The organism is Vibrio ruber DSM 16370, from assembly GCF_900163965.1.
GTDB classification, from domain to species: domain Bacteria; phylum Pseudomonadota; class Gammaproteobacteria; order Enterobacterales; family Vibrionaceae; genus Vibrio; species Vibrio ruber.
In genome coordinates this window covers 30,952-53,293 of the sequence record NZ_FULE01000008.1, presented here as the reverse complement: position 1 = coordinate 53,293, position 22,342 = coordinate 30,952, and the positions used below count along the sequence as shown (strand labels likewise).

Annotated in this window: 22 protein-coding genes and 1 pseudogene; 6 read left to right on the top strand and 17 right to left on the bottom strand. The window is 46.9% G+C overall.

Features of this window, described 5'->3' with window-relative positions; all coding sequences use genetic code 11:
- Positions 1-419 precede the first annotated feature (419 nt).
- Positions 420-890 carry a hypothetical protein gene (locus tag VR7878_RS02140; RefSeq protein WP_077332990.1) on the top strand — a complete coding sequence of 157 codons (471 nt, stop codon included), beginning with the start codon at positions 420-422 and terminating at the stop codon, positions 888-890.
- Here VR7878_RS02140 and VR7878_RS02135 read toward each other — a convergent pair.
- On the bottom strand, positions 828-1,691 hold the full coding sequence (locus VR7878_RS02135) for an EamA family transporter (RefSeq protein WP_077333111.1): 864 nt from the start codon (positions 1,689-1,691) through the stop codon (positions 828-830). The two genes, VR7878_RS02140 and VR7878_RS02135, sit on opposite strands and share 63 nt — an antisense overlap.
- Complete coding sequence (locus VR7878_RS02130) at positions 1,688-2,416, bottom strand: helix-turn-helix transcriptional regulator (RefSeq protein WP_077332988.1); 729 nt, start codon at positions 2,414-2,416, stop codon at positions 1,688-1,690. The genes VR7878_RS02135 and VR7878_RS02130 overlap by 4 nt, the downstream gene beginning before the upstream one ends.
- A gap of 760 nt (positions 2,417-3,176) precedes the next feature.
- On the opposite strand from VR7878_RS02130, the pseudogene VR7878_RS02120 reads away from it, so the two are divergent.
- Positions 3,177-3,560 (top strand): annotated as a pseudogene (locus tag VR7878_RS02120) (copper-resistant cuproprotein CopI); the annotation flags it as partial.
- A gap of 80 nt (positions 3,561-3,640) precedes the next feature.
- Here the strand turns inward: VR7878_RS02120 and VR7878_RS21030 are convergent.
- Together VR7878_RS21030 and VR7878_RS02115 are read right to left on the bottom strand one after the other, a co-directional pair.
- The gene (locus tag VR7878_RS21030) at positions 3,641-3,805 is read right to left on the bottom strand and encodes a hypothetical protein (protein WP_157371945.1); all 165 of its coding nucleotides are present in this window, start codon (positions 3,803-3,805) and stop codon (positions 3,641-3,643) included.
- 56 nt (positions 3,806-3,861) lie between these two features.
- Positions 3,862-4,416, bottom strand: a complete 555-nt coding sequence (locus VR7878_RS02115) for a hypothetical protein (RefSeq protein ID WP_077332984.1) — start codon at positions 4,414-4,416, stop codon at positions 3,862-3,864.
- Positions 4,417-4,786: 370 nt separating this feature from the next.
- Here VR7878_RS02115 and VR7878_RS02110 point away from each other — a divergent pair, with 370 nt between their 5' ends.
- Together VR7878_RS02110 and VR7878_RS02105 are read left to right on the top strand one after the other, a co-directional pair.
- Positions 4,787-5,437: a DeoR family transcriptional regulator gene (locus tag VR7878_RS02110; RefSeq protein WP_077332982.1), complete on the top strand. Its 651-nt coding sequence runs from the start codon at positions 4,787-4,789 to the stop codon at positions 5,435-5,437.
- Positions 5,430-6,194: a DUF3307 domain-containing protein gene (locus VR7878_RS02105; protein WP_077332980.1), complete on the top strand. Its 765-nt coding sequence runs from the start codon at positions 5,430-5,432 to the stop codon at positions 6,192-6,194. Before VR7878_RS02110 ends, VR7878_RS02105 begins: the two co-directional genes overlap by 8 nt.
- Positions 6,195-6,292: 98 nt before the next feature.
- On the opposite strand, the gene VR7878_RS02100 is transcribed toward VR7878_RS02105, so the two are convergent.
- From VR7878_RS02100 to VR7878_RS02045, 11 genes are all read right to left on the bottom strand, one after another.
- Positions 6,293-7,558: an allantoate amidohydrolase gene (locus VR7878_RS02100; protein ID WP_235862829.1), complete on the bottom strand. Its 1,266-nt coding sequence runs from the start codon at positions 7,556-7,558 to the stop codon at positions 6,293-6,295.
- A gap of 37 nt (positions 7,559-7,595) precedes the next feature.
- Complete coding sequence (locus VR7878_RS02095; protein ID WP_077332977.1) at positions 7,596-8,828, bottom strand: pyridoxal-phosphate-dependent aminotransferase family protein; 1,233 nt, start codon at positions 8,826-8,828, stop codon at positions 7,596-7,598.
- Positions 8,829-8,864: 36 nt separating this feature from the next.
- Positions 8,865-10,433, bottom strand: a complete 1,569-nt coding sequence (locus VR7878_RS02090) for a gamma-glutamyltransferase family protein (protein WP_077332974.1) — start codon at positions 10,431-10,433, stop codon at positions 8,865-8,867.
- Complete coding sequence (locus tag VR7878_RS02085; protein WP_077332972.1) at positions 10,430-11,635, bottom strand: amidase; 1,206 nt, start codon at positions 11,633-11,635, stop codon at positions 10,430-10,432. Before VR7878_RS02085 ends, VR7878_RS02090 begins: the two co-directional genes overlap by 4 nt.
- A gap of 14 nt (positions 11,636-11,649) precedes the next feature.
- Positions 11,650-12,654: a bile acid:sodium symporter family protein gene (locus tag VR7878_RS02080; protein WP_077332970.1), complete on the bottom strand. Its 1,005-nt coding sequence runs from the start codon at positions 12,652-12,654 to the stop codon at positions 11,650-11,652.
- A gap of 67 nt (positions 12,655-12,721) precedes the next feature.
- The gene (locus VR7878_RS02075) at positions 12,722-13,576 is read right to left on the bottom strand and encodes a MurR/RpiR family transcriptional regulator (protein ID WP_077332968.1); all 855 of its coding nucleotides are present in this window, start codon (positions 13,574-13,576) and stop codon (positions 12,722-12,724) included.
- Positions 13,577-13,657: 81 nt separating this feature from the next.
- Positions 13,658-14,386 (bottom strand): amino acid ABC transporter ATP-binding protein, encoded by a 729-nt coding sequence (locus VR7878_RS02070; RefSeq protein ID WP_077332966.1) that lies wholly within the window; start codon positions 14,384-14,386, stop codon positions 13,658-13,660.
- Between the two features lie 62 nt (positions 14,387-14,448).
- Positions 14,449-15,090: an amino acid ABC transporter permease gene (locus VR7878_RS02065; RefSeq protein WP_077332964.1), complete on the bottom strand. Its 642-nt coding sequence runs from the start codon at positions 15,088-15,090 to the stop codon at positions 14,449-14,451.
- 12 nt (positions 15,091-15,102) lie between these two features.
- Entirely contained in the window at positions 15,103-15,771 is a 669-nt protein-coding gene (locus VR7878_RS02060) for an amino acid ABC transporter permease (protein ID WP_077332962.1), read from the bottom strand.
- Between the two features lie 16 nt (positions 15,772-15,787).
- Positions 15,788-16,537, bottom strand: a complete 750-nt coding sequence (locus tag VR7878_RS02055) for a transporter substrate-binding domain-containing protein (RefSeq protein WP_306345790.1) — start codon at positions 16,535-16,537, stop codon at positions 15,788-15,790.
- A gap of 1,010 nt (positions 16,538-17,547) precedes the next feature.
- Entirely contained in the window at positions 17,548-18,996 is a 1,449-nt protein-coding gene (locus VR7878_RS02045) for an NCS1 family nucleobase:cation symporter-1 (protein ID WP_235862828.1), read from the bottom strand.
- 332 nt (positions 18,997-19,328) lie between these two features.
- Between VR7878_RS02045 and VR7878_RS02040 the strand changes: the two genes are divergently transcribed.
- Entirely contained in the window at positions 19,329-20,006 is a 678-nt protein-coding gene (locus VR7878_RS02040) for a GntR family transcriptional regulator (protein ID WP_077332958.1), read from the top strand.
- 24 nt (positions 20,007-20,030) lie between these two features.
- On the top strand, positions 20,031-20,945 hold the full coding sequence (gene puuE / locus VR7878_RS02035) for an allantoinase PuuE (RefSeq protein WP_077332956.1): 915 nt from the start codon (positions 20,031-20,033) through the stop codon (positions 20,943-20,945).
- 89 nt (positions 20,946-21,034) lie between these two features.
- Here the strand turns inward: puuE and VR7878_RS02030 are convergent, their stop codons facing one another.
- Both VR7878_RS02030 and VR7878_RS21025 read right to left on the bottom strand, forming a co-directional pair.
- Entirely contained in the window at positions 21,035-22,048 is a 1,014-nt protein-coding gene (locus VR7878_RS02030; RefSeq protein WP_077332954.1) for a tetratricopeptide repeat protein, read from the bottom strand.
- Complete coding sequence (locus VR7878_RS21025) at positions 22,041-22,202, bottom strand: hypothetical protein (protein WP_159440416.1); 162 nt, start codon at positions 22,200-22,202, stop codon at positions 22,041-22,043. Before VR7878_RS21025 ends, VR7878_RS02030 begins: the two co-directional genes overlap by 8 nt.
- Between the last annotated feature and the right edge of the window lie 140 nt (positions 22,203-22,342).

Genomic DNA, 22,342 nt, shown 5'->3' with positions numbered 1-22,342 from the left:
TGATGCAGATAATGGAAAAAGAGCACCACTGCGGAAAAAACTTGCGGATCGGTTTGGTGCGCTCCGATTCTCTCAGTTGCATGATCTGCCAGTTGCATGACCTGCGCCAATACCTTTCGGCACCGGGCTGATATCTTCTTTTCACTTGGAGTTCTGTAAATCAGTGTATTGTGAATCAATCAATAAAGATGCTAAATAAACTAATTTTCAGTAATTTTTAAAATCAATACATAATAAAAGAGAAAGTGAATAACTTTGAAAGTGTGATCATACTATCGCTTATGAAAGTAACACATAAAGAGAAAAGTAAAATCATAAATAAGCGTGTGATTTCAGATCGCAAAGATGCATCTCTGGGTTGATTGTGTATTATATTCAGTGGTAGATATAATAGAATATTTTACATATGGAGAACCATTATGACCATTAGTGAACAAATCAATACCTTGATCAAACTCGATGAAACATTTATTGCTTTAAGAATCACAGATCAGGATACAGAAGAAAAAGAGATCCTATCAAATATGCCTGATAATTATAAAGAGATTTACTATAGTAATCATTATAATGAAATTGATGATACTTTTGATTTCACCGAAGCCAATTCAGAAATAATTAATTATCCGAATTCCGAAGGAAACTATAGTTCTGATTATATTCGCATAATGGAATCACACGGTTACTACAATCTGGCTTCATTTACTGTTAAAGGCACCAAAAAACTTAGCTGTATTGTAACAATTCCCAGAAAACCGCATGATCCTCAAAATGCTTTCAATATGATTAAACAAGATTTAGTTAATGATATAGAAAAAATTATCGCTAACCTAAGCAAGATCGCTACTGTTTCTGATTTCAACTTTTCTACCATTACGAATGTCAATCAGTGATGTCGCGATAATTAGTAAAGTCCCAATAACGAGTTTCACTGTGTCAAAATCACCATGCCACAAGACGACATTGACAATAATTCCAGCAGGAATTAACAAATTATTCATAATTGCTAGCTGAGTAACAGAAACTCGTGTTGAACCTTTATTCCATAGATAATAACCAATACCAGATGCAATAACACCTAAATAGAATAGTGTCATAATCTCTGTCGATGTGGTTGGTAACTTACTTTTATCTCCCAAAATTATGAATGCCATCAGAGAAACCAAAAAGGCACCACAATAGAAATAAGGAAAGACCGTTGATTGCTTTATTCCCGTAGGGATATTCTTCTTATATAATATTTGTCCCAGCCCAAAACAAAAATTTGCACCTTGAATCAGGAAGAAACCTTTCAAGGTCGCTTCTTCGATACTGGTTTGCCGGATGACATAAGCACCAATAACAGATATTACGACTAAAAACAAACTCTTAAGAGAGAAGCTATCATAAACCAACTGATTAATCATTATTATATATATTGGTGTAAATATAGTGAATAATAATATATTACTGACACTAATGAACCGAAATGCATTGAAGTAAAAACAGTACATAATTCCTAACTGGATTGCACCAATAAATATAAACTTTATATATTTTTTCGAAAAGTTGTTTCTTATAAAAGGCAAAAATATTAAAAGAGAAAGAAACGTTCTAATGACAACCGATAAATAAGGATCAACATGAGTTAACGCACTGCCAATCAGTGAAAATGAAAACGCCCAAATAAACGTAGCAATAACTAGATAAGTCACGATATCCATCCCATATTCAAAGCTGTCATTGCAGCATCAATTGTTTTACTTGCTTGCAGTTTAACCCTGCTATTTTTTAAATTACTTTTCACTGTATTAATTGTATATCCCGTTATATTTGATATTTCTATCATACTCAGTCCTTCTTTTGCTAATGACAGACAAATTAATTCACCATAGTTGGGTTTCTCTATTTGTTCATCCGTAAACAATTGATCAATAAAATAATCCCCGGCAATATTTATTGGAGACATTTTCATTTCAGATAACTCTTGAGATATATCATGACGATATTTGCGAATCATAAATTTTGTAAATTCAATAATACGACTATCAAAATTATTGTTAAATTGTGAATAATGAGAATCTTTGCATCCTAAAACGTAAGACACCTTAGTTGAACCAATAATACTCGACCGGGCATATATATTATGAACAGAAAACTTAGATTTGATTTTTTCAGAGAACTTCCTTTCTTTTTCATCTCTTTGCATCATAAATAAACCATGCTTCTGATTACGAATCATTGGGTCTTCATAAAAAAGGTTTTCATCTCTATAAATAAGTTTCATGTCACAAGGAAGATTGGACACAACAGATAAATTTCGAGGTGTCTCAATATAAATAGAAATGTAGTCCATACCTAGCTGTTGCAAAAACGCCCCATCTCTACAAATTTCATTATCCTTTTTTATTGACGTTGAGTTTATTGATTTATTTGTCATATATAATGCCACATTTGATTAGATGCGCTTATTTAAAAATGACCTACTTTTGAGGGTTTCATCCAGAAAAATAGCCACCATAATAAGGTCAGCAACCGGAATTAATCATGTCAAGAATAAAAATAAACAACTCATAAAGTTTAATCAACCGTTATTTTTATTTACATTAAAGTCAATAATAAATGGCCAAATCATGAACCATGACCACTTAAACACAAATTTAATTGACTCAGATCAGTCTGTTAAAAATTTTATGGCATCCCTATACGAAACTTTCAGCGTTCAGCTTAAGCAGCAAGATGAGCCTCGAGTCAAAATCGAATACTTTGGCGCCGTCATAGAAGTTCAGCTTGTCTCTTTTGATGGGGTTTATAAGCGGCAAAAAACGAAAAAGTAGCGTTTATTCATACGTCACTACGATTGATAAACAAGGTAATCATTAATCGTGTTCATGGAATAAAATTAATTTTAACTATATGATTTTATTGATAATAAATTACATATCATCTATCTGTTGTCCAATCCCTCCTATATCAATCAGAATTATCCTCCCTGATTTTTCATCCTGAGTACATCAGTCAGATTGGTTGCAAGCTGCAATCAATTGTTGATCCGTTAACGCCCCGGCAAAATTATAATCCTAAGCGCCCCCAGATTTTGATGAGGACCCAATGACGAATATTTCGGTGGGTCTGATGCAGCAATTCAACCGTGGAAATACTACTGCACTCAATGATAGATATCGACCATTAATGAGGAAATAAATAATGATGAAAAAACTCACTTTACATCTGTTGCTTTCGCAGACACGAATAATGCGCATAACCACGGCTCAATGAACAATGGCAAAAATATGAATCATCGTAATATGATGAATATGGATCATATGTCTGATGTCGGTATGCCTGCCACCGGTGTAAAACCGAACAAGGTTGTTCATGTCCTGCTTTCTGATGATATGAAGATCACATTCAAAAAAGAGATAAACATTGCCCCTAACGATGTGGTTCAATTTGTCGTGATGAATACGGGTAAGATAGAGCATGAGTTCACGATTGGCTCTGAAGCCGAGCAACTGATGCATCGTGACATGATGAAAGGAATGATGAAAGACATGAACGGCCAACATATGCATGATATGGGGCGTCACTCTTGAACCGTTTGTATATGCCTTTCGAGCATAAAAAAAGCACCGCTATTGCGATGCTTAATATCTGAATTTTCCTATGCTTTGGCCGGCCCGGCAAGGCGTCCATAAGCAGATTTAGGGGCCTGAACTCTTAAAGTTTTACCAAATGATGACTTACTCTTAGAAGCGTGAACCTGCATACGCTTAATAGCTTTATCTACATTTACATCATTTGCTTTGTCTGTTGCTACAGTCAACATAATAGCCCCCTTAGTTGCCCTAACTATAACTGATCATAACCAATTTGGAAAGCAGCTTAGTCTTCATCTACTACAACACGTTTAAACAATGCATTGTTTTTAGGATCAAATGGATCACTTTCATCAAAGCCTAATTCACGATAGTAATTTAACAAATGCTCATCATCGATTGGATCTTGAATACCAATCCAATCCGCTTTAATAGCAACGGCAAACAACTCTGCACAGCGTGAAGCAATGGGAACAATGTACCCTTTTAAAGGATTTTCAACTTCACCACCCTGAATATAGTTTATTTTAACAACCAATTTCCCTTCACTCGCTTTGCCGATCATAAGACCACACAAATCTTCACCATACCATACAGCAAGCTCTACTCTAGCCATATGATCTCTGCGGTATTGATCTCGCACTTGTCGCCAATCCCATCCGATTTGACGATTTACTGGTATATCCCATTTATCCTGAGAGTGGAGAGCATCTTCACTGATTTCTGTTAAATCAATATGACCAATAAAATCAGGCTCAAACTGCTCAAAATCATCTTGAGTCTGAGCTAATACAGCAAGCCTAAGTTGTTGATACTTATCAGCGATAGCTGGGTTATTCATGCTTCTATTATATCTACTAATATTTAATTGAAAAAATGATACCACGTTTTTATAGCACTGACGTTTCAGCCAGGAATCATCCGCATAATTTTGGCAGAAAAAACGACTTATGATTGATAATCATCTGTATGATCTCATAAAACTGCCTCAACAAAGTGACAAGAGACGCATATCCACAATTGATAAATCAATAACTTTAAAGCCAGAATATTGCTCCGTACTCATTTCCTGCCCTCAACATATACAGATTCACACAATGTCGGTTTAGCCCCATATCGCCAAACCACCAAATTTAGCCATAAACAGCTAAACTTGTATAATTAGCCATAAAAAGCTAAATTAATACAAGAAAAATAGAGCGGAGTTTCATGTGGCGGCGACCGATAAAGCAATTGCCGTGATCAGTGGTGATATCGTTAATTCAACTCAGTTAAACGCTGAGCAGTTTGACCGACTCCTGACACGCATCAAAGAGATTCAGACATGGATGAGTACCGAAAACACATCCAATGCGCACAGTATTATCCGGGGGGATGAATTTCAGAGTGTGGTGCATGATATTGAAAATGCGCTGAGATACACCCTCCTTTATCGGCTCGGGATTAAAGCGCTCGGCAAAACCTTTGACAGCCGGATTAGCTTCGCTATTGCGGCTCATGCCGATCTGCGTGAGTCGGTCTCGGAATCGATGGGAGAGGCATTTGTCCTGTCCGGACGCGGGCTCAAGTCATTAAAAAACCATCGGTTGATTTTTAGTTCTGACCGTCCGGAACTCAACGCACAGTTTGACTTACTCTTTCAATACCTCGACAGACAGTTGACTGACTTAACCGCACGCCAGTGTGAAGTCATGCTGCCGATGCTGCAAAGCCATCAGGATCTGTCGGTGAGTGAGTTAGCCGAGCAACTCGGTATTGCGACGGCAACGGTCAGTAAATCACTGAAGGCGTCTGGCTGGTCGCTCATCAGTGCACTCAATCAACAATTTATCAACCAAGTGGCAGGGTTCAGAAATGTCTGATTTTTTGACGGTTTTCATCGCGTTTTTACTGATTCATCTGATCGGTGATTTTTACCTCCAACCCGGACGATGGCGGGCAGCCAAGCACAAATCCACCTATCGCGCCCCGCAACTGTATATTCATGCGTTATTGCAGGGCATTGCGCTCTCGGTACCGGCCATAGTGCTTGGCATGGATTGGCGTACCACGGCTTGTTTGATTGCGATTGTTGCGGTGATTCATGTGCTGATTGACCTGTGGCAAGCGACGCGCAATCCACATCAATTTATGCATATGGTGGCGGAGCAAGCCCTCCATACTGTCGTGTTTGCACTGCTCGCATTTTACATCACCACGGATATCACCATTAGCGCGATGCTTCAGCATGACAAGTTTGCTCAAGGTATGCTGGTGGCCTTGGCATATGTGCTGGTTCTCAAACCGACCTCAGTAGGGATTGGCAGCCTCTTAAACAAATATTCCATGACCGTGACTGACAACCATCCGCAAATGAATGGCCTTGTCGCAGGTGGTGAGTTGATCGGTTATTTAGAGCGAATCCTGATCCTGACATTTACGCTGGTCGGAAGTTATGCCGCGGTCGGTTTTGTCTTCACCGCCAAATCCATATTCAGATTCGGTGAACTGAACAAATCAGACAGCCGCAGCCTCACCGAATATGTTTTGATCGGTTCGCTGTTATCGGTGGTGGTCGCCACCCTTGTCGGCACTCTGGTTTCACTCGGCCTAGATATCAAAATCTCGATATCAAAATAAAGCGATGGTGAAACATTTACGTCCATAAAAACAGTGATAGCAGCCAAAAAATACCCGGACGGTGTTCCTGTCCGGGCAAATAGGATATTGGCTTGTGGTTAATCAGTACCGGCACGGGATGGTGACAGAGAACGGATCATGTTGATCAAGCAGTCCAGCGCCACCGCCACATCCTGAGTCTCTACATTTTCTCGCGGATTATGGCTGATGCCTTTTTCACAACGGACAAACAACATGCCCATCTCGGCAATATTTGCCATCACCATCGCATCATGACCGGCACCACTGGCAAGATAACAGACATCTTTCCCGGTCGCTGATTCGACCACATCTGCCCAGACCTGTTGTAGCCGATCACTACATGGCACGGCCTGCGCCTGATAGATCTGTTCATGGGTTATGGTTAAACCGCGCTTGTCAGCGATAGCCGCTAATTGTGTCATCAGTAATGGTGCACAGTAGTCCAGTTTGTCTTGCGACTGACTGCGAATATCCAATGAAAACTGCACCTGTCCGGGAATAACATTGACCGCTGCGGAGCGCACCTCACACTTGCCAACCGTCGCGACAATTTCATGCTCGGTAGCAAACGCTTCAATGCAGGCAATCATCTCCGCCGTGCCACATAGCGCATCATGACGCAGCGGCAGCGGCACGGTACCGGCATGTCCGGCAACACCAGACACATCAATCAGAAACCGTTTTGCCCCGGCAATCGCAGTCACCACGCCGACAGGTAAATCGAGACTTTCCAGCAGCGGCCCTTGTTCGATATGCACTTCCAGATAAGCGAGCGTCTCTTCCGGCTTGCGGGCAGCATCAACCACTTTGTCAGGATCAAGCCCGAACCGCTTCATCGCTTCGCCAATCGTGACGCCATCTTTATCTTTGCGATCTAATAAGGCCGGATTCCACATGCCTGCCACCGGGCTGGAACCCAGCAGCGTGGTCTGAAAACGGGTGCCTTCTTCATCGGCAAATGCCACCACATCAACATGAAACGGTAAATCAACGCCTTTGAGCGCATCTAGTGCTTCAATTGCCAGTAAAATCCCCAGCGGACCGTCATAACCACCGGCATTGGCGACAGTATCACTGTGCGAACCGATGATCAGCGTCGGCATTTCAGGATGTGCCGAGACTTTTCTGCCCCACTGATTGCCGACTTCATCCTGCCAGATTTCCAGCCCGGCCTGCGTCATCCACTGCGCCAGTTGTTGATGTGCTTGACGATGCTCTTCGGTCAGATAAGCCCGTAGAATGCCGTTTGGCATCGCGCTGAATGAGGCTAATGTCTGAATTCTTTCCATCACCTGTGTGGCCCGGTGTGCCGCCTGCATACGCGCTCCTTGTGATTGCCTCATATGTTGTGACTCTTCCCTACTTTGACCATGTACCGCATCAGGCACTGAAGACATCCATTGCCGCAGCAACAGCCTGACCGGGAGCGACGGGTACTCTGGCTTTCAGTAACACCGATTCCAGTGCCGCCAGTGTCATCAGGACACATTCCTGACGGGCGTTATACCCCATAGTGCCAATGCGCCAGATTTTGCCGTGAAGCGGTCCGAATGAGGTGCCGATTTCGATACCGAAGCGATGTAACAGTTCTTGGCGAACGAGATCACCATTGATTTGTTCAGGAATATAAACCCCGACCACATTGTTCATTTTGTATTGTTGATTACCGAACAGCCTTAAGCCCATCGCTTCAAGGCCGACCGCCATCGCCCGTCCGGCTTGTTGGTGGCGGGCGATCACCTGCGTTGCGCCCTCTTCGAGATAGAGCCGGGCACACTCACGCGCAGCATACAACATACTGGTTGCTTCCGTGTGGTGGTTGAGTCGCTCCGGCCCCCAGTAATCCATCACCATCGCTAAATCAAAATAGTTGGATAAAATCGGCGTATCCTCCCCATCCTGATGGGCTGCGGTACGAATGCCGGCTTCGACCCGTTTGCGCCGGTTAATCACCTCAACGCAACGTTCACTGAGCGTCACCGGTGCGCTGCCCGACGGCCCGCCCAGACATTTTTGTAGCCCGGCAGAGACCGCATCGAGATGCCATGCATCCACTTTAAGCTCATTCCCGGCAATCGATGCCGTTGCATCACAGTAAAACAGCACCCCGTAACGCTGACAGATTTCACCAATCTCAGCCAGCGGCTGATTCATGGTGGTTGAGGTATCACCTTGCACAGTAGCCAGCATTTTCGGCTGAAACTCACGAATCGCGGCTTCAACTTTCTCCGGCGGGCACACCTCGCCCCATTCAATATCGATCGTCTGCACCGCAGCACCAACCCGGTGAGCGATTTCACACAACAGATGGCCGAACCGGCCAATCACCGGAATCAACACTTTGTCCCCCGGCTGCAACACCGACACCAACACCGCCTCAATCCCGGCACGTGCGGTACCATCAACAAGCAAGGTCTGTTGATTCTGCGTCTCAAATACATTGCGATAAAGGGCTTGTACCTGATTCATATAGCCGGTCATGACCGGATCGTACTGCCCAATCAAAGCCGACGAAATCGCCTGATGCACCCGGGGATACGCGTTAATCGGTCCCGGTCCCATCAACATCCGTTGCGGTGGATTGAGGGTTTCAAATAGCGGATTGGTTTCCATACATCTCTCCCATAAAATCTGATTCAAATCGTCGGTTTAAAACTGGCCGGTCAGAGCGTCACCATCACTGCGCGGATCCGTTGCCGGAGTGGCTTGACCGCTTTGATCTAACGTGATTGCACCGGCATGACCCATCAGTTCATTTTGATCTTTCACTTGTGTAATTTCGTGACCGCGCTCGCGCAATGTATCCTGATACGCCAGATATAAACTCTGCTCCAGCCGCAACTGGTGGGTATCATCCCCCCAAGTGCGTCCCAGCAACCAGCGCGGCATCGCAATCGCTTCATCCAGCGCATAGCCCTGATAGACATAACGGCTGAACAGGCAGGCCTGTGTCTGCGGCTGCCCTTCCCCGCCCATGGTGCCGTACACGATCCGTTGTCCATCGTTCAGCTCGGCATAAGCCGGGTTTAAGGTGTGGAATGGTTTTTTGCCCGGTTTCAGCACATTGTGATGCGCGCTATCAAGCGAAAAGCTTCTCGCCCGGTTATTCCAGACAAATCCTAAATTCGGCAAGACCGCCCCGCTGCCGAACTCCCAGTACACACTCTGAATAAAGCTGACCATAGTGCCATACTGATCGGTCGCCCCCATCCAGACCGTATCACCGGGTTTGGCGATATGCGGCCAGGGTTGTGCCTGCACCGGCGAAATACGTGCCGCACACGCGTCAATACTCTGCTCAGTCAATAATTGCTGCAACGATATAGAGAGATCCGCTTCATCGGTCACGTATTGATCACGCAGAATAAACGCCTGTTTGGTCGCTTCGACCAGCAAATGGATGTGGTCAATCTCACCGTCAGCCTGAGCAACCAGTCGGTCATAAATCGACAAGATCAGCAGTGAAGCGACCCCTTGTGTCGGAGCACCGAAGTTATATAGTTTTCCTTTACCGGTCTGCACCGATAACGGTGCCATAACCCGGGCCTGATGGTGGTGGAAATCGTCAAGGGTCAGCGGGCTGCCTAATGCTGCCAGATCCGCCGCGGCTTGCTTGGCAATTTCTCCCCGATAAAAATCATCCAGACCTGCGGTTGCAAGCCGCTCAAAAGTGGTCGCCAGTGTCGGATTTCGCAGAATCTGCCCAATCTCAAGGGTCTTACCGTCCGGTAAATAGTGCTGAGCAAATGACGGAATATCCGCCAACATCGCCACCGTTTTTTCGCTCGCATTGACCAGACTCTGAGTGACCTCAATCCCTTCCCGGGCAGCCGTGATCGCCGGTTGCAACAGTTGCGGCAACGAGTGTCGGCGATGATTGAGCGTTAAAGCCTGCTGCCAGCCCGCGATCGTTCCGGCCATGGTGATCGCTGCGCTGCCACCGCTCGCCGGTAATGCATCACCTTGCGCACGATATACAGCCGGATCAATATTCAATGCAGCCACGCCACAGCCGTCAATGGCTATCGGTTGTTGTCCCGGATGGCAAATTAACCAGAAGCTGTCGCCGCCAATACTATTCATATGCGGATACTGCACCGTCACCATTGCGGCCGCAGCAACCATCGCTTCACTGGCGGTGCCGCCCTCATCGAGAATTTTTTGTCCGGCTTGTGCCGCCCGGTAATGGGGCGCGGTAAATGCTGTCTGATATTTCATTGACTGTCCTCTCCGGCCATCAGTCTTGCGGCAATTGCCAGTAACCGACCTTCTTCATTGGGCAGTCCCAGCAGCGACATCCCACACGGGCCATCAGTCATTCCCTGAAACGGTAAATGTAACTGAGGGAATCCGGACAAGCCGGCAATTGCGGTCAATCCCATCAGCTCAGTCCGGTAATCGGCCATCGCTTGTGGCGAAATATCCAGTGACGGTGGCCCGGCAGGTGTGGTCGGTAACAGCCAGACACCGCCGTGTTCATCAAGCTGAGCGTATAACCACGTGCGGAATGCTTTCTGGCGAAGTTTTCCTTGTTGGTAAGTGGTATCAGCAACGGTTCTCGCCCATTTGACCCGTTCCAAAATGGCAGGGTCGAGCGAGTCCTCGTGTTCTGTCAGCCAGCGGCCATGTTTCTGAATAATTTCATAACCTTGAATACTGCGAAACAGCAGACTCAGCCCATCCAGTGTCCACTCGGACTGTGTGATAAAGTCTTTCTCTTCAAGCGCAATTCCGGCCCAACGGCAACGGTCATGCACCCGCTGATAACGATCTTCACTCAGATGCTGCGCCATAAAACGGTCGAGATAAAGAGTCGGAATCGGATCGACCACATCCGGCACAGTTTCTGTCGATAGTTCACAGTAAACCGACGTCAAAACCGACAGTTCCCGGGCAAAAATACCTGCGGTATCAAAGCTTTTAGCGAGTTCAAAGCAGTGGGTGAGGTCAAATTTCCCCAACGTCGGCCGTAAGCCGAATAAACCGCAATAACTGGCAGGAATACGCACCGAACCACCGGTATCAGTCCCGATAGAGAAATCGACATCTCCCTGAGCAACGGCGACGGCACTGCCACTGGATGAACCACCGGGAATACAGCCGGGGGCAGCCGGGTTTTCAGGCGTACCGTAATGAATGTTTTGCCCGTTCAGGCTGTAAGCCAGCTCGTCAGTCTGAACCCGGCCGCGACAGATTGCCCCGGCGCTGAGTAAAGTTTCGATAATCGATGAGGTCGCCTTTGCCGAGGCATGGCTCTCTAGCCATGCGGGATTACCGGCACCGGTGTTATAGCCTGCGACATCAAATAAATCTTTAAACACAAAGCTCAGACCGGATAACGCCCCATCATCGGTTGCCGCAAGATAATCCGGCCCTTGCTGACAGTAAATACGTTGGTCTCTGACCTGATGTTGTCCCATATCTGTCTCTCCGCTTACGAGTTCGCAGCCGCCTCACTGGCTGGCTGTTCACGTTTGGCATACCGATTCGCAAGAATTGCACAGTAGAAAATCTGAATCGGGTGATAAAGCATAATCGGTAGCAAAATCATGCCCAGATTCGGGTCGGTACCGAAAATGGCCGTCGCCATCGGCACCCCTGCCGCCAAGGTTTTCTTGGTTCCGCAAAATACCGCAGCGACTTCATCTGGCCGTGAAAACTGACAGCGCTGCGCGCCCCACTGAATCGCATGAACCATCGCCAACAGCACGAGGCAACAAATACCAATCGCGGTGGCAAGCATCCCGACTGAGAAGTTATGCCAGATGCCATTTGCAACCGAGTCACAAAACGCATTATAGACAATCAGTAGAATAACGTACTTGTCGACTTTGTTGACCACAGACTTATGCCGTTCAATAAAATTGAGTAATACCGGTCTGGCAAGTTGCCCGGCAATCATCGGGATTAACAACAGTTTGGCGATAGAGATCACCGAACTCATCAGATCTAATTGCACCCCGGTCATCCCCATAAAAAACTGAATCAATAACGGGGTGAGAAACACACCGAGGATACTGGAAAGGGATGCGTTGAAAATTGCCCCCGGTACATTGCCTTTGCCGACACTGGTCATCGCCACCGAGGAAGAAATCGTGCTGGGCAGCACAAACAGATAGCAGAAACCAAAGGCGAGCGCTGTCGGCATAAATGCCAACATGCCATTGCCTAAAATCAACCACAGCAACGGATAAAACAGATAAGTCGCCAACTGGATGTAGACGTGCAGTTTCCAGTTACTCACCCCGGCTTTAATCTTTTGCGGAGACAGACCCAGCCCGTGTAAGAAGAACACAATTGCAACCCCGATTCCGGTCAGTTTATCGAGATGAATCAAACCACCGGAACGGCCAACCTGCTCAGAAACGGTCGCCAGCGCAATCGCGACCACCATGCCAACCAGAAACCATTCTTTTTTTAATTTATTGATGATACCCATTCTTGTTTATATCCATGTTGATGTGTTTATCACGTATTTATCGTCTCGTTATCACGACCCGCAAACCTTACTCTAACTCATTGAGCTGCGCATAGTTCATGCTGATCTTTCGACTGACCTGCGTCGATTTACTGTTTAAGTGTAAAAACGTTTGATTGACCAGATGCGCAATCAAACTCATCGGCACTGCATAGCTGTCTAACGGCAGCTTATTATTCATATAACAGATGAAGTAGTGCGCGGCTTGCTGCGCGTACTTCTGTCCGGACTGATCGGTAATCAGCAAGCAATCTCGTTGCGCCAGAAAAGCCATCATTTTCTCAAAGTTTGCCACGCGACGACGGATACCGATCACAATCGTGAAATCATCCTCATCAATGGATGCCAGATCCTCACCGATGGTCTGACCGGGCAGCGGCAACAGTTCAACATGAGTCCGGCATTGCATCAATTGCTGACGAAAATGCATTGCCAGCGGGTAACTATTGCGATAGCCAATGATTTTAATCCGCTTCGCCGTTGCCAGTTTCTCAATTAATGGCTGGTGATCCTGTCGGGTCAGTTGTTCCCAGAGTTTTTCCAGTGCCCGGACTTCATGATTGAATTCAGAATCATCCAGTGTCGTCATCATCACCGGCTGGCCGTTGTCCCGCTCCGTCATCAGCTCTTGACGTAAGGCGAGATGGTCTTCATAGCCGAGTTTACGAATAAAGCGGCTGACACTGGTTTTCGAGACCTGACACGCCTCTGCGATTTCACTGGTTGACAGCATCAACACTTTTTCCGGGTTGAGCTGTAAGTAATCCGCCAGACGCCGGTTATTGTCTGTCAAACTGGCATAATGACGGGTAATCCGTTCACTGAGCGGACAGTTTGCCGTCGGCTGCTTGGATTGATTGACATCAGAGGTTCGGTCATTCATCACTGGTTTTATCTCCTGCCGGACGCTGTTATCGTGGCTACTGACGCTCGGTATGCAACGGTCGGTTCTCAAAATATTCAGTTAAAGTACCGCAGAGAGAAAACTTCTCAGCTCCGCAGTTTGTGGGTTGGCAAACACGGCTTCACTCGGCCCGGTTTCCCACACTTTCCCTTCATTCATAAACACGACCCGATCCCCGACATCCCGGGCAAAATTCATTTCATGGGTAACTAAAATTAAAGTCATCCCTTCGGCTTTCAACTGTTCAAGCACTTTCAATACCTCACCGACCAGTTCCGGGTCCAGTGCTGAGGTGATCTCATCACACAACAAAACCTTCGGCGACATCGCCAGTGAGCGCGCAATCGCCACGCGCTGTTGCTGCCCGCCGGAAAGGTTACCCGGATAGGCGTCGAATTTATCGCCCAGCCCGACCTTTTCCAAGAGCTCACGCGCAATCCGCTGACAGTCTGCGGTAGATTTTTTCTGCACCAGCTTCGGTGCCAGCATGACATTTTCACCGACCGTTTTATGCGGAAACAGATTGAAGCTCTGAAAAACCATACCGACACTCTGACTCAAAAGACGCAGTTTATATTCATCATTTTCGACGGCCTGCTGATCGACGATGATCGCCCCTTCCTGATAGGTTTCCAGCCCGTTCATACACCGCAGCAAAGTGCTTTTTCCTGAACCGCTCCGGCCGATAATCGAGATCACTTCTCCGGCTTGAATTTTCAGGTCTACCCCTTTCAACACATGGTTTTCACCATAAAACTTATGAACCTGATCAACACTGATAAGTGACATAATACTTTGCCTCCGAGCTGTAAATGAGTCGTCTTATTTTCAGTTTTTCCACACCAGTAACCTCACACCTTCCGTGATTCGAGATAACGGGCGAACATCGATAAAGGAAAACAGATCGCAAAATAGAGCAACGCGACCATGGCAAACACTTTAAACGGTTGAAATGTTGCGTTGTTGAGCATGGTGCCGGCTTTAGTCAGCTCGACAAAACCAATGATCGATGCCAAAGCGGTTCCTTTGACAATTTGCACCGAGAAACCGACCGTCGGCGCAATGGCAATGCGCATCGCCTGCGGGAAAATGACATGTCGCATTGTTTGCAGATAAGTCAGCCCGAGCGTACGACAGGCTTCCCACTGACCTTTGGGTAAGGATTCAATACATCCCCGCCAGATATCATGAAAATACGCACTACTGAATAGTGTTAACGCCAGAATCGCAGCCGACCACGCACTGACTTCGATACCAATCAGCGACAAGCCAAAGAAAGCCAGAAAAAGCTGCATCAGTAACGGTGTCCCTTGAAACAGTTCAACATAGAGCTGGATCAGACGAGTAAACAACGGGTTACGTGTACTGCGCAATAGAGTCAGCGCCAGCCCGACCAAACCACCGCCGATAAAGGCATATACGGACAAGAGTAACGTCCAGCGCGCAGCCAGCAGGAGGTTACGGAAGATATCCCAATCGGTAAACTGCATCATCCTGAATCTCTCCTATAACGATGGGTTTTTAAATGCAAGGCGGCGAAAATAAGCGAATCCCTGGCGCATCAAAATCGCCAGTACCAGATAAATTACCGCCGTTAAGGTGTAGGATTCAAAACTCAGAAAACTACGCGATTGCACAAAGTTTGCCGCAAACGTCAGGTCTTCGACCGAAATCTGCGATACCACCGCAGAACCAAGCATCACGATAATGCACTGACTCACCAATGCCGGATAAACCCGCTGATAGGCCGGTGGCAATACAATATGAATGAAGATTTGACGTCGGGTCAGCCCCAGCGTTTTACCCGCTTCCCATTGTCCTTGCGGTACTGCATCAATTCCGGCTCGGATAATCTCTGCGCTGTATGCACCCAAGTTGAACACCATGGCAATCACACCGGCCTCCCATGCGGTAAGCTTGAGACCGAGCGCCGGTAAACCGAAAAATATAAAAAAGAGCTGCACAATAAACGGGGTATTGCGCGTCACTTCAATGTAACTGGCACATAGCAAACGTACCCCGGATTGACGTCCGGTTCGCCCTGCCGCGCACAGTGTGCCGACCACCAGCCCTGCCACGGTAGAAATTACCGTCAGTTGCACTGTCGTCCAGACACCTGCCACAAACTGTGGCAGGTATGGCGCGAGTCCGGCATAGTCTAGCTGATAACTCATGCTGTTCTCCCGGAGGTTAAGCGCCTAAATCTTTCGGAAACGGTGCCTTGAGCCATTTTTGTGAAAGCTGCTCCAATACACCGTCGGCTTTCGCCTGTTCAATCAATCGGTTCACTTCGCTGACCAACGTACTCTCACCTTTCATCACACCGACATAGCATGGGGAATTTTTCAGCAAAAACTTGGTCTGTGGTGCTTTATTCGGATAGCGCGTCGCAATCTCAGTCACGACCAGATTACCGGTCGCAATCAGGCTGATCTGCCCGGATAAAAACGCTGACAGCGTGGCATTGTTATCTTCAAACCGTTTGATCGTTGCCGATACCGGAGCCAGTTTGCTCAACTCAAGGTCTTCCACTGAGCCGCGCGTCACACCGACTGTTTTATTCGCTAAATCATCCGCTGAAGTCACTTGCTCGTCGGCAGTACCGAATACACCCAGATAAAACGGTGCGTACGCTTCACTGAAGTCGATGGCTTTTTCACGCTGCGGATTTTTACCCATACTTGAAATCACCAAGTCGACTTTTTGCGTTTGCAGATACGGAATCCGGTTGGCACTGGTAACCGGCACCAGTTCCAGTTTGACCTTCATCTGCTTGGCAATGTAGGCCGCCATATCGATATCATATCCTTGCGGTTGCATGTCAGTCCCGACAGAACCAAACGGTGGAAAGTCCTGTGGCACCGCCACTTTTAACACCCCACGTTGATGGATGGTTTCCAGTTGATCGGCTGACGCAGTCAGCGCATATCCCATACACATGACCGAAGCCACTGCTATAGCAAACAATCGAAGTAATTTCATTTGAGTCCCTTATCTTGTCATGAAACGATTGAAACAATCAAATCTAATTCTGCAACGATTGTGCCATGTTAACATTAACAATTTATCTTATTGATTTAATTAATTATAAAATCAATAAACATAACTATAGCGCTCCGTCATCGCACATCATTGGGCTATTCTCATGCAGCTGATGAACCAATACGGTGCAGTGGAACACAAACAAAAACGGCGTACTGTTTCTAAATCCGATCACACTTCCGATCCAAAATGGATCAATTTACGCTTGGATAATTGAAGGGGACGCAACACAACAAAGCAAGAAGGAGAGGGAGAGGGAGAGGGAGAGGGAGAAGGAAAAATGAAAGTAATAACAACACATTACCCTGTGGAAGTAGTGCGTTGGGTTTATTATGCCGCTAACCACGATGATACTGGCATAATAAACCATAGCGTAGCAACACGTAATGAATATAATCGTCTACTGTGTCTGGTAGGAGGCTATAACCTCCCTCCTGAAAATCGAATCAGCCTAAACTAGAGGAATCTGCCAACATACTAGAACATCAACTTTGCTTTGATTTGTACATTTTCCAGAGCCGCACTAAACGCCATCCAACCCAATATACAACTATGATCGTCAATAACCACAATATTTTGTCACCCAACAGCATATTCAGTGATGTCATAATAAAATAAGCACATGCGGCGAGCACGACAGAGACGGAAATCAACTTTAATTTGTCTTTGATAAATTCACTCATCAGTTCTGCCTCAATATATTGTCATTATGTCGCAGTGCATCATCAGCAGCCCAGCTTGGTAACACTTCGGTGTCATTTTTTTGCGTGTAGATTCACAATTGATTGAAATTTGATTGGGCTGCGATGTGGTGGGTTGACTGCTCCTATTTATGATAAAAATCGGTTCGCCTTTGCTCAACCAAAGACGAACCGGAAGTTTTACACCCTAAAGCAATGATGCTCTCTTTAAGACTTTTGTTTCGCCAGCTTTAAGCCGCCGACACGCACGCGCTCAGACTCCATCAGGAAGCGATAAGTCGAGGCGGCAACGCCACCACCGATAAACAGCGCATAGTTGGCAAGCTCTGTGACCCAGAATGTGGCACAGACGGCGACGAAACCGGCAATAACCAAGGCGTAGATACTCTTTCTGTTCACCCCATTCTCATACCAGTATTGCCCTTGCGGGGATTCAGTATATAACGACGGAACATCAATCTGACCCTTCTTAATCAGGAAGTAATCCACCAGAATAATGCCATACAGCGGACCGATCATCGCGGCCAGAATATCCACCGTGTAGTGAATCACTTCCGGGTTGTTAAACAGGTTCCACGGGGTCAGTAATACCGAGCCGAACGCCGCAATAAAACCACCGAGTTTGAAACTGATCTTCTGCGGTGACACATTCGAGAAATCAAATGCCGGGGCAACAAAGTTCGCCACAATATTGATCCCAACGGTCGCAAAGATAAATGTCATTGCGCCCAGCACGGTAATCAGTCCTGAATCGAGTCGTTTGACCGTTTCAACCGGATCGGTAATCATCTCGCCAAAGACCGGAATCGAGGCAGAAACGATCACCACACTGAATAGTGAAAACAGAATAAAGTTGAGCGGCAGTCCCAGCCAGTTGCCGAGCTTCAGCTTTTGATAGCTACCGCAATAACGTGAGAAATCACTGAAGTTGAGAGTCGGGCCTGCGAAATAGCCGGCAACCAGTGCAATCGCAATGATCATCTGAGCGATCGCGTCCCACCCTTCCAGATTATGGCTACTCAGGTTAAAGCTGATATTGTCCCATCCGGCGCGGTCAATCATGTACAGACATAGCGCAAACATCGCCACATAAATAGCAGGCCCTGACCAGTCGATCACTTTGCGGATCATTGTCATACCAAACATAAAGACGATGGCTTGCATCAGCCACATGGCACTAAAGCCAATCCAGCCGAGATAAGATAATCCGAGGAAACTATCATCTGCCAAGCTGCTCATCTGCGGAAAAAAGTACAGCAACAAAATAATAAATGAGCTTGAGGCCAGAAAGGTTTGAATCCCGTACCAGACGACCGCGATTAACCCGCGAATCACCGCAGGGATATTGGCGCCGAAAACACCGAATGACATCCGGGCAATAACCGGAAACGGTGCACCGGATTGTTGACCCGGCTTGCCCATCAGGTTGGCAAAGATCATCACGATGGATATCCCGGCCAATAAACTGATAAATACCTGAATCCCATTCAGTCCGAGTGCAAACAAGCTCGCAGCGAAAACATAGCCGCCGACACTATGGACATCAGACATCCAGAACGCAAAAATACTATACCACCCCCATTTTTGTTCCGTATCGGGGGCCAGATCTGCATTACTCAGCCGTGGGCTGGTTGGTAGTTGTGTTGTTTTCATCATCGACTCTCCATGTCAAGATTGTATACAATGACAAATACAATTTGCATGCCAATCTGAGATCTTACGGCAAAACTGCATGGAGAATGGATTTGTGGCAGATGTGCGCGCCTGTGGTGCACTGATTTTATGCAATTTTGCAGCCTTGTGGTGCACGGGGATAAGATTCAGGAACCCGCCACTGTGCATGTCACACGGAAACCTCAAGCAAGCAAAACATCCTGAACAAGTGTGTCTTTCCATGGTATATATATTGCCTGTATACAGCAGACCGACATAAACTGTATACAAAATGCATTAGTCAAAGAATCTAAGTCATACGAAGAGAACCCGCGATGTCGAATGATGAAAAAATTTACCAGAAAATACTCAAGGCAATTGTCGAGCATCAACTTGCACCGGGCGTGCGCCTGCCGGAAGATCGGCTCTCGGAAGCATTCGGTGTCAGCCGGACAGGCATTCGCAAAGTATTACAACGTTTGGCATTAGAACGGTTTGTGGTGATTGAGCCCAATAAAGGCGCACATGTGAATCGCCCCACCCGACAAGAAGCAGAAGAAGTGTTACGCAGCCGGATATTACTCGAACCCTTATTGATTCCTGAGCTACAGCAGCGCTGGGATGCTCAGCAGTCCGAGCGGTTTACTCAGATGATCCACGAAGAAAAAGAGGCCGAACAGCATGGTCATCTCTCCGATTCAATTCAGCTCACCGCTCGTTTTCACTACGAACTGGCGAAACTGGCCGGTAACTCGGTACTGGCTGATTTTATCGAACAACTCTGCTACCGCTCTTCATTGGTCATTGCAGCATTTGGCTCACACCACAGCGTCAGCTGTGACTGTGGCGATCATGCTGAACTGGTGACACTCCTTAACCAACGAGAGACGCAAGCGGCACAACAATGGATGACTCACCATCTGCATCATATCCGTGCCTCTTTAAAACTCGAACAAGATCAGACAACCGTCATTGATTTCCAGCAGATTTTTGCCGAAACCACAGAAAAGTAATAAAAACAAAGGAAGGAATTACCCATGGAAGAGTCCAATCCCCGCGATTATATCGGCTATGGCCGCGCTGTGCCGAATGCCCGCTGGCCGGGACAGGCACGTATCGCACTCCAGTTTGTCTTGAATTACGAAGAAGGCGGGGAAAACTGTATCCTGCATGGTGATGACCATGCCGAGACATTTCTCTCTGAAATATTTGGCGCGGAGCCTTATCCACAACGCCATATGAGTATGGAATCTCTGTATGAATATGGCTCTCGGGTTGGTGTCTGGCGGATTCTGAATGAGTTTCGCCGCCGTGAACTGCCATTGACCATTTTCGGCATTGCGACCGCACTCCAGCGCAACCCGGAAGTGACACAAGCGATTGTTGAAGCCAATCATGAAATTGTCTGCCATGGCCTGAAATGGATTCACTATCAAAACATGCCGATCGAGCAGGAACGGCAACATATGCAGCAAGCGCTGGATATCATTGAAAACCTGAGCGGTAAACGCCCGGTTGGCTGGTACACCGGACGCGACTCACCGAATACGCGTCAGTTAGTGGCCGAGCAAGATGGCTTGCTGTATGACTCTGATTACTATGGTGACGATCTGCCGTTCTGGACACCCGTAACCGGTCGCCATACGCCGCATCTGGTGATTCCCTATACTCTGGATACCAATGATATGCGCTTTGCCTCCCCTTATGGTTTCAGTCACGGGGACGAGTTTTTCCAGTACCTGAAAGATCATTTCGATTGCTTATACGAAGAAGGCAAAGACAGCCCTAAAATGATGTCAATCGGGATGCATTGCCGGATTCTGGGGAAACCGAGCCGGTTTATGGCATTGAAGAAATTTCTCGATTATGTTCAGTCACACGAACAGGTCTGGATCGCGAAACGGGAAGATATTGCCCGCCACTGGATTGAGACGCATCCGCCCACTATTTAACATATCAATCCCGTAACCCTTATGCCATTCGAGTTCAGTCACGTGGCTGAACTCGATTATTTCAGGCTCATTCTATTTTTCCTCGCGGTTCAAACCTCAACACGGTAACCGATAAATTTTTGTAGTTCCTTCGCTCTGAGCTTCGCTTTGGCGCGGTCAAAAAATGACAGGCTTAATGCCAGACTGGCCGAGTGAATGCGTCCCTTTTCTGTCGATTGCGCAGCCAGAATCCACCACGCGTAACCTTCCACTTTATCGACTGGCACCGTCACACCGTTGATATACATCAGCCCGAGATGGTACTGCGCCAGACCATCCCCTTGAAACGCAGCCTTTTGCAACCACGAGAAGGCTTGCCGGGGAGCCTTTTGCACCACGCGTCCTTCCAGATAACAGACCCCGACATGATACTGAGCGTGCGCAACCCCTGAACGGGCAGCTTTCATTAACCATGGCAAGGCTTGTTGTGCGTTGCGTTCAACTCCCTGACCTTCCAGATGCATGACGCCGATCTGACTCATGGCAACCGGGGAACCTTGCTCTGCCGCTTTCAGTAACCATTGATAAGCCAAAGCAAGATCCTGAGCAACACCTTGTCCGTACCGATACATGATACCAACATTGGCCTGTGCTTCAGCTAACCCGTGTTCGGCGGCTTTTTTATTCCATGCAAAAGCTTTTTGGTAGTCTTGGGGGATGCCGTAACCATAATAGTAGAGTCGGCCGATATCCGCTTGTGCTTCGGGCAGACCTTGCTCTGCGGCCTTTTGATACCATTGCATGGCAGCCTGATAGCTCTGTTCAACGCCATGACCATCTCTGAACTGATTACCGAGATTATATTGTGAAATGGCGTGTCCCCGCTCTGCCGCTTGCTGATACCAGTATGAAGCGGTCTGATGATCCTGACGTACGCCCTCACCATTGTGGTACATATGCGCTAATATCGCTTGTGCCAGTACATCACCATCTTCTGCCAGCGATTGAAACAGCACAAATGCTTTCGAATAGTGATTTTCTTTATAAAGTTTCAGACCTAGTTCATAGCCATGCATCATCGTTATATTGCCACAGTTACCCCGGTATTGTGCTGATTCAAGCATAGCCGTTTGCCAGAATGCCTTCAAATACAGGATCCTGACGGATGTCGGAATCTCTCCCGATATCTGCTCCGTTTTTGGGGCGCACCGGATCAACCGCAGCGTTCACCGTACGTGCCCACCGCTCTATTAAAAATCCCCACACATGACCATGCATGGGGATTTGTCATCCGGGCAAAAGATCCGGCGACTTAAACCGAACTGCTCCCCGGAATACCGGTTTCCTGAACCAGATTTGCACAGTCACCGGTGGATGCACCGACAAGACTCACTCTCATAGGGGGAGCTGTGACTGAT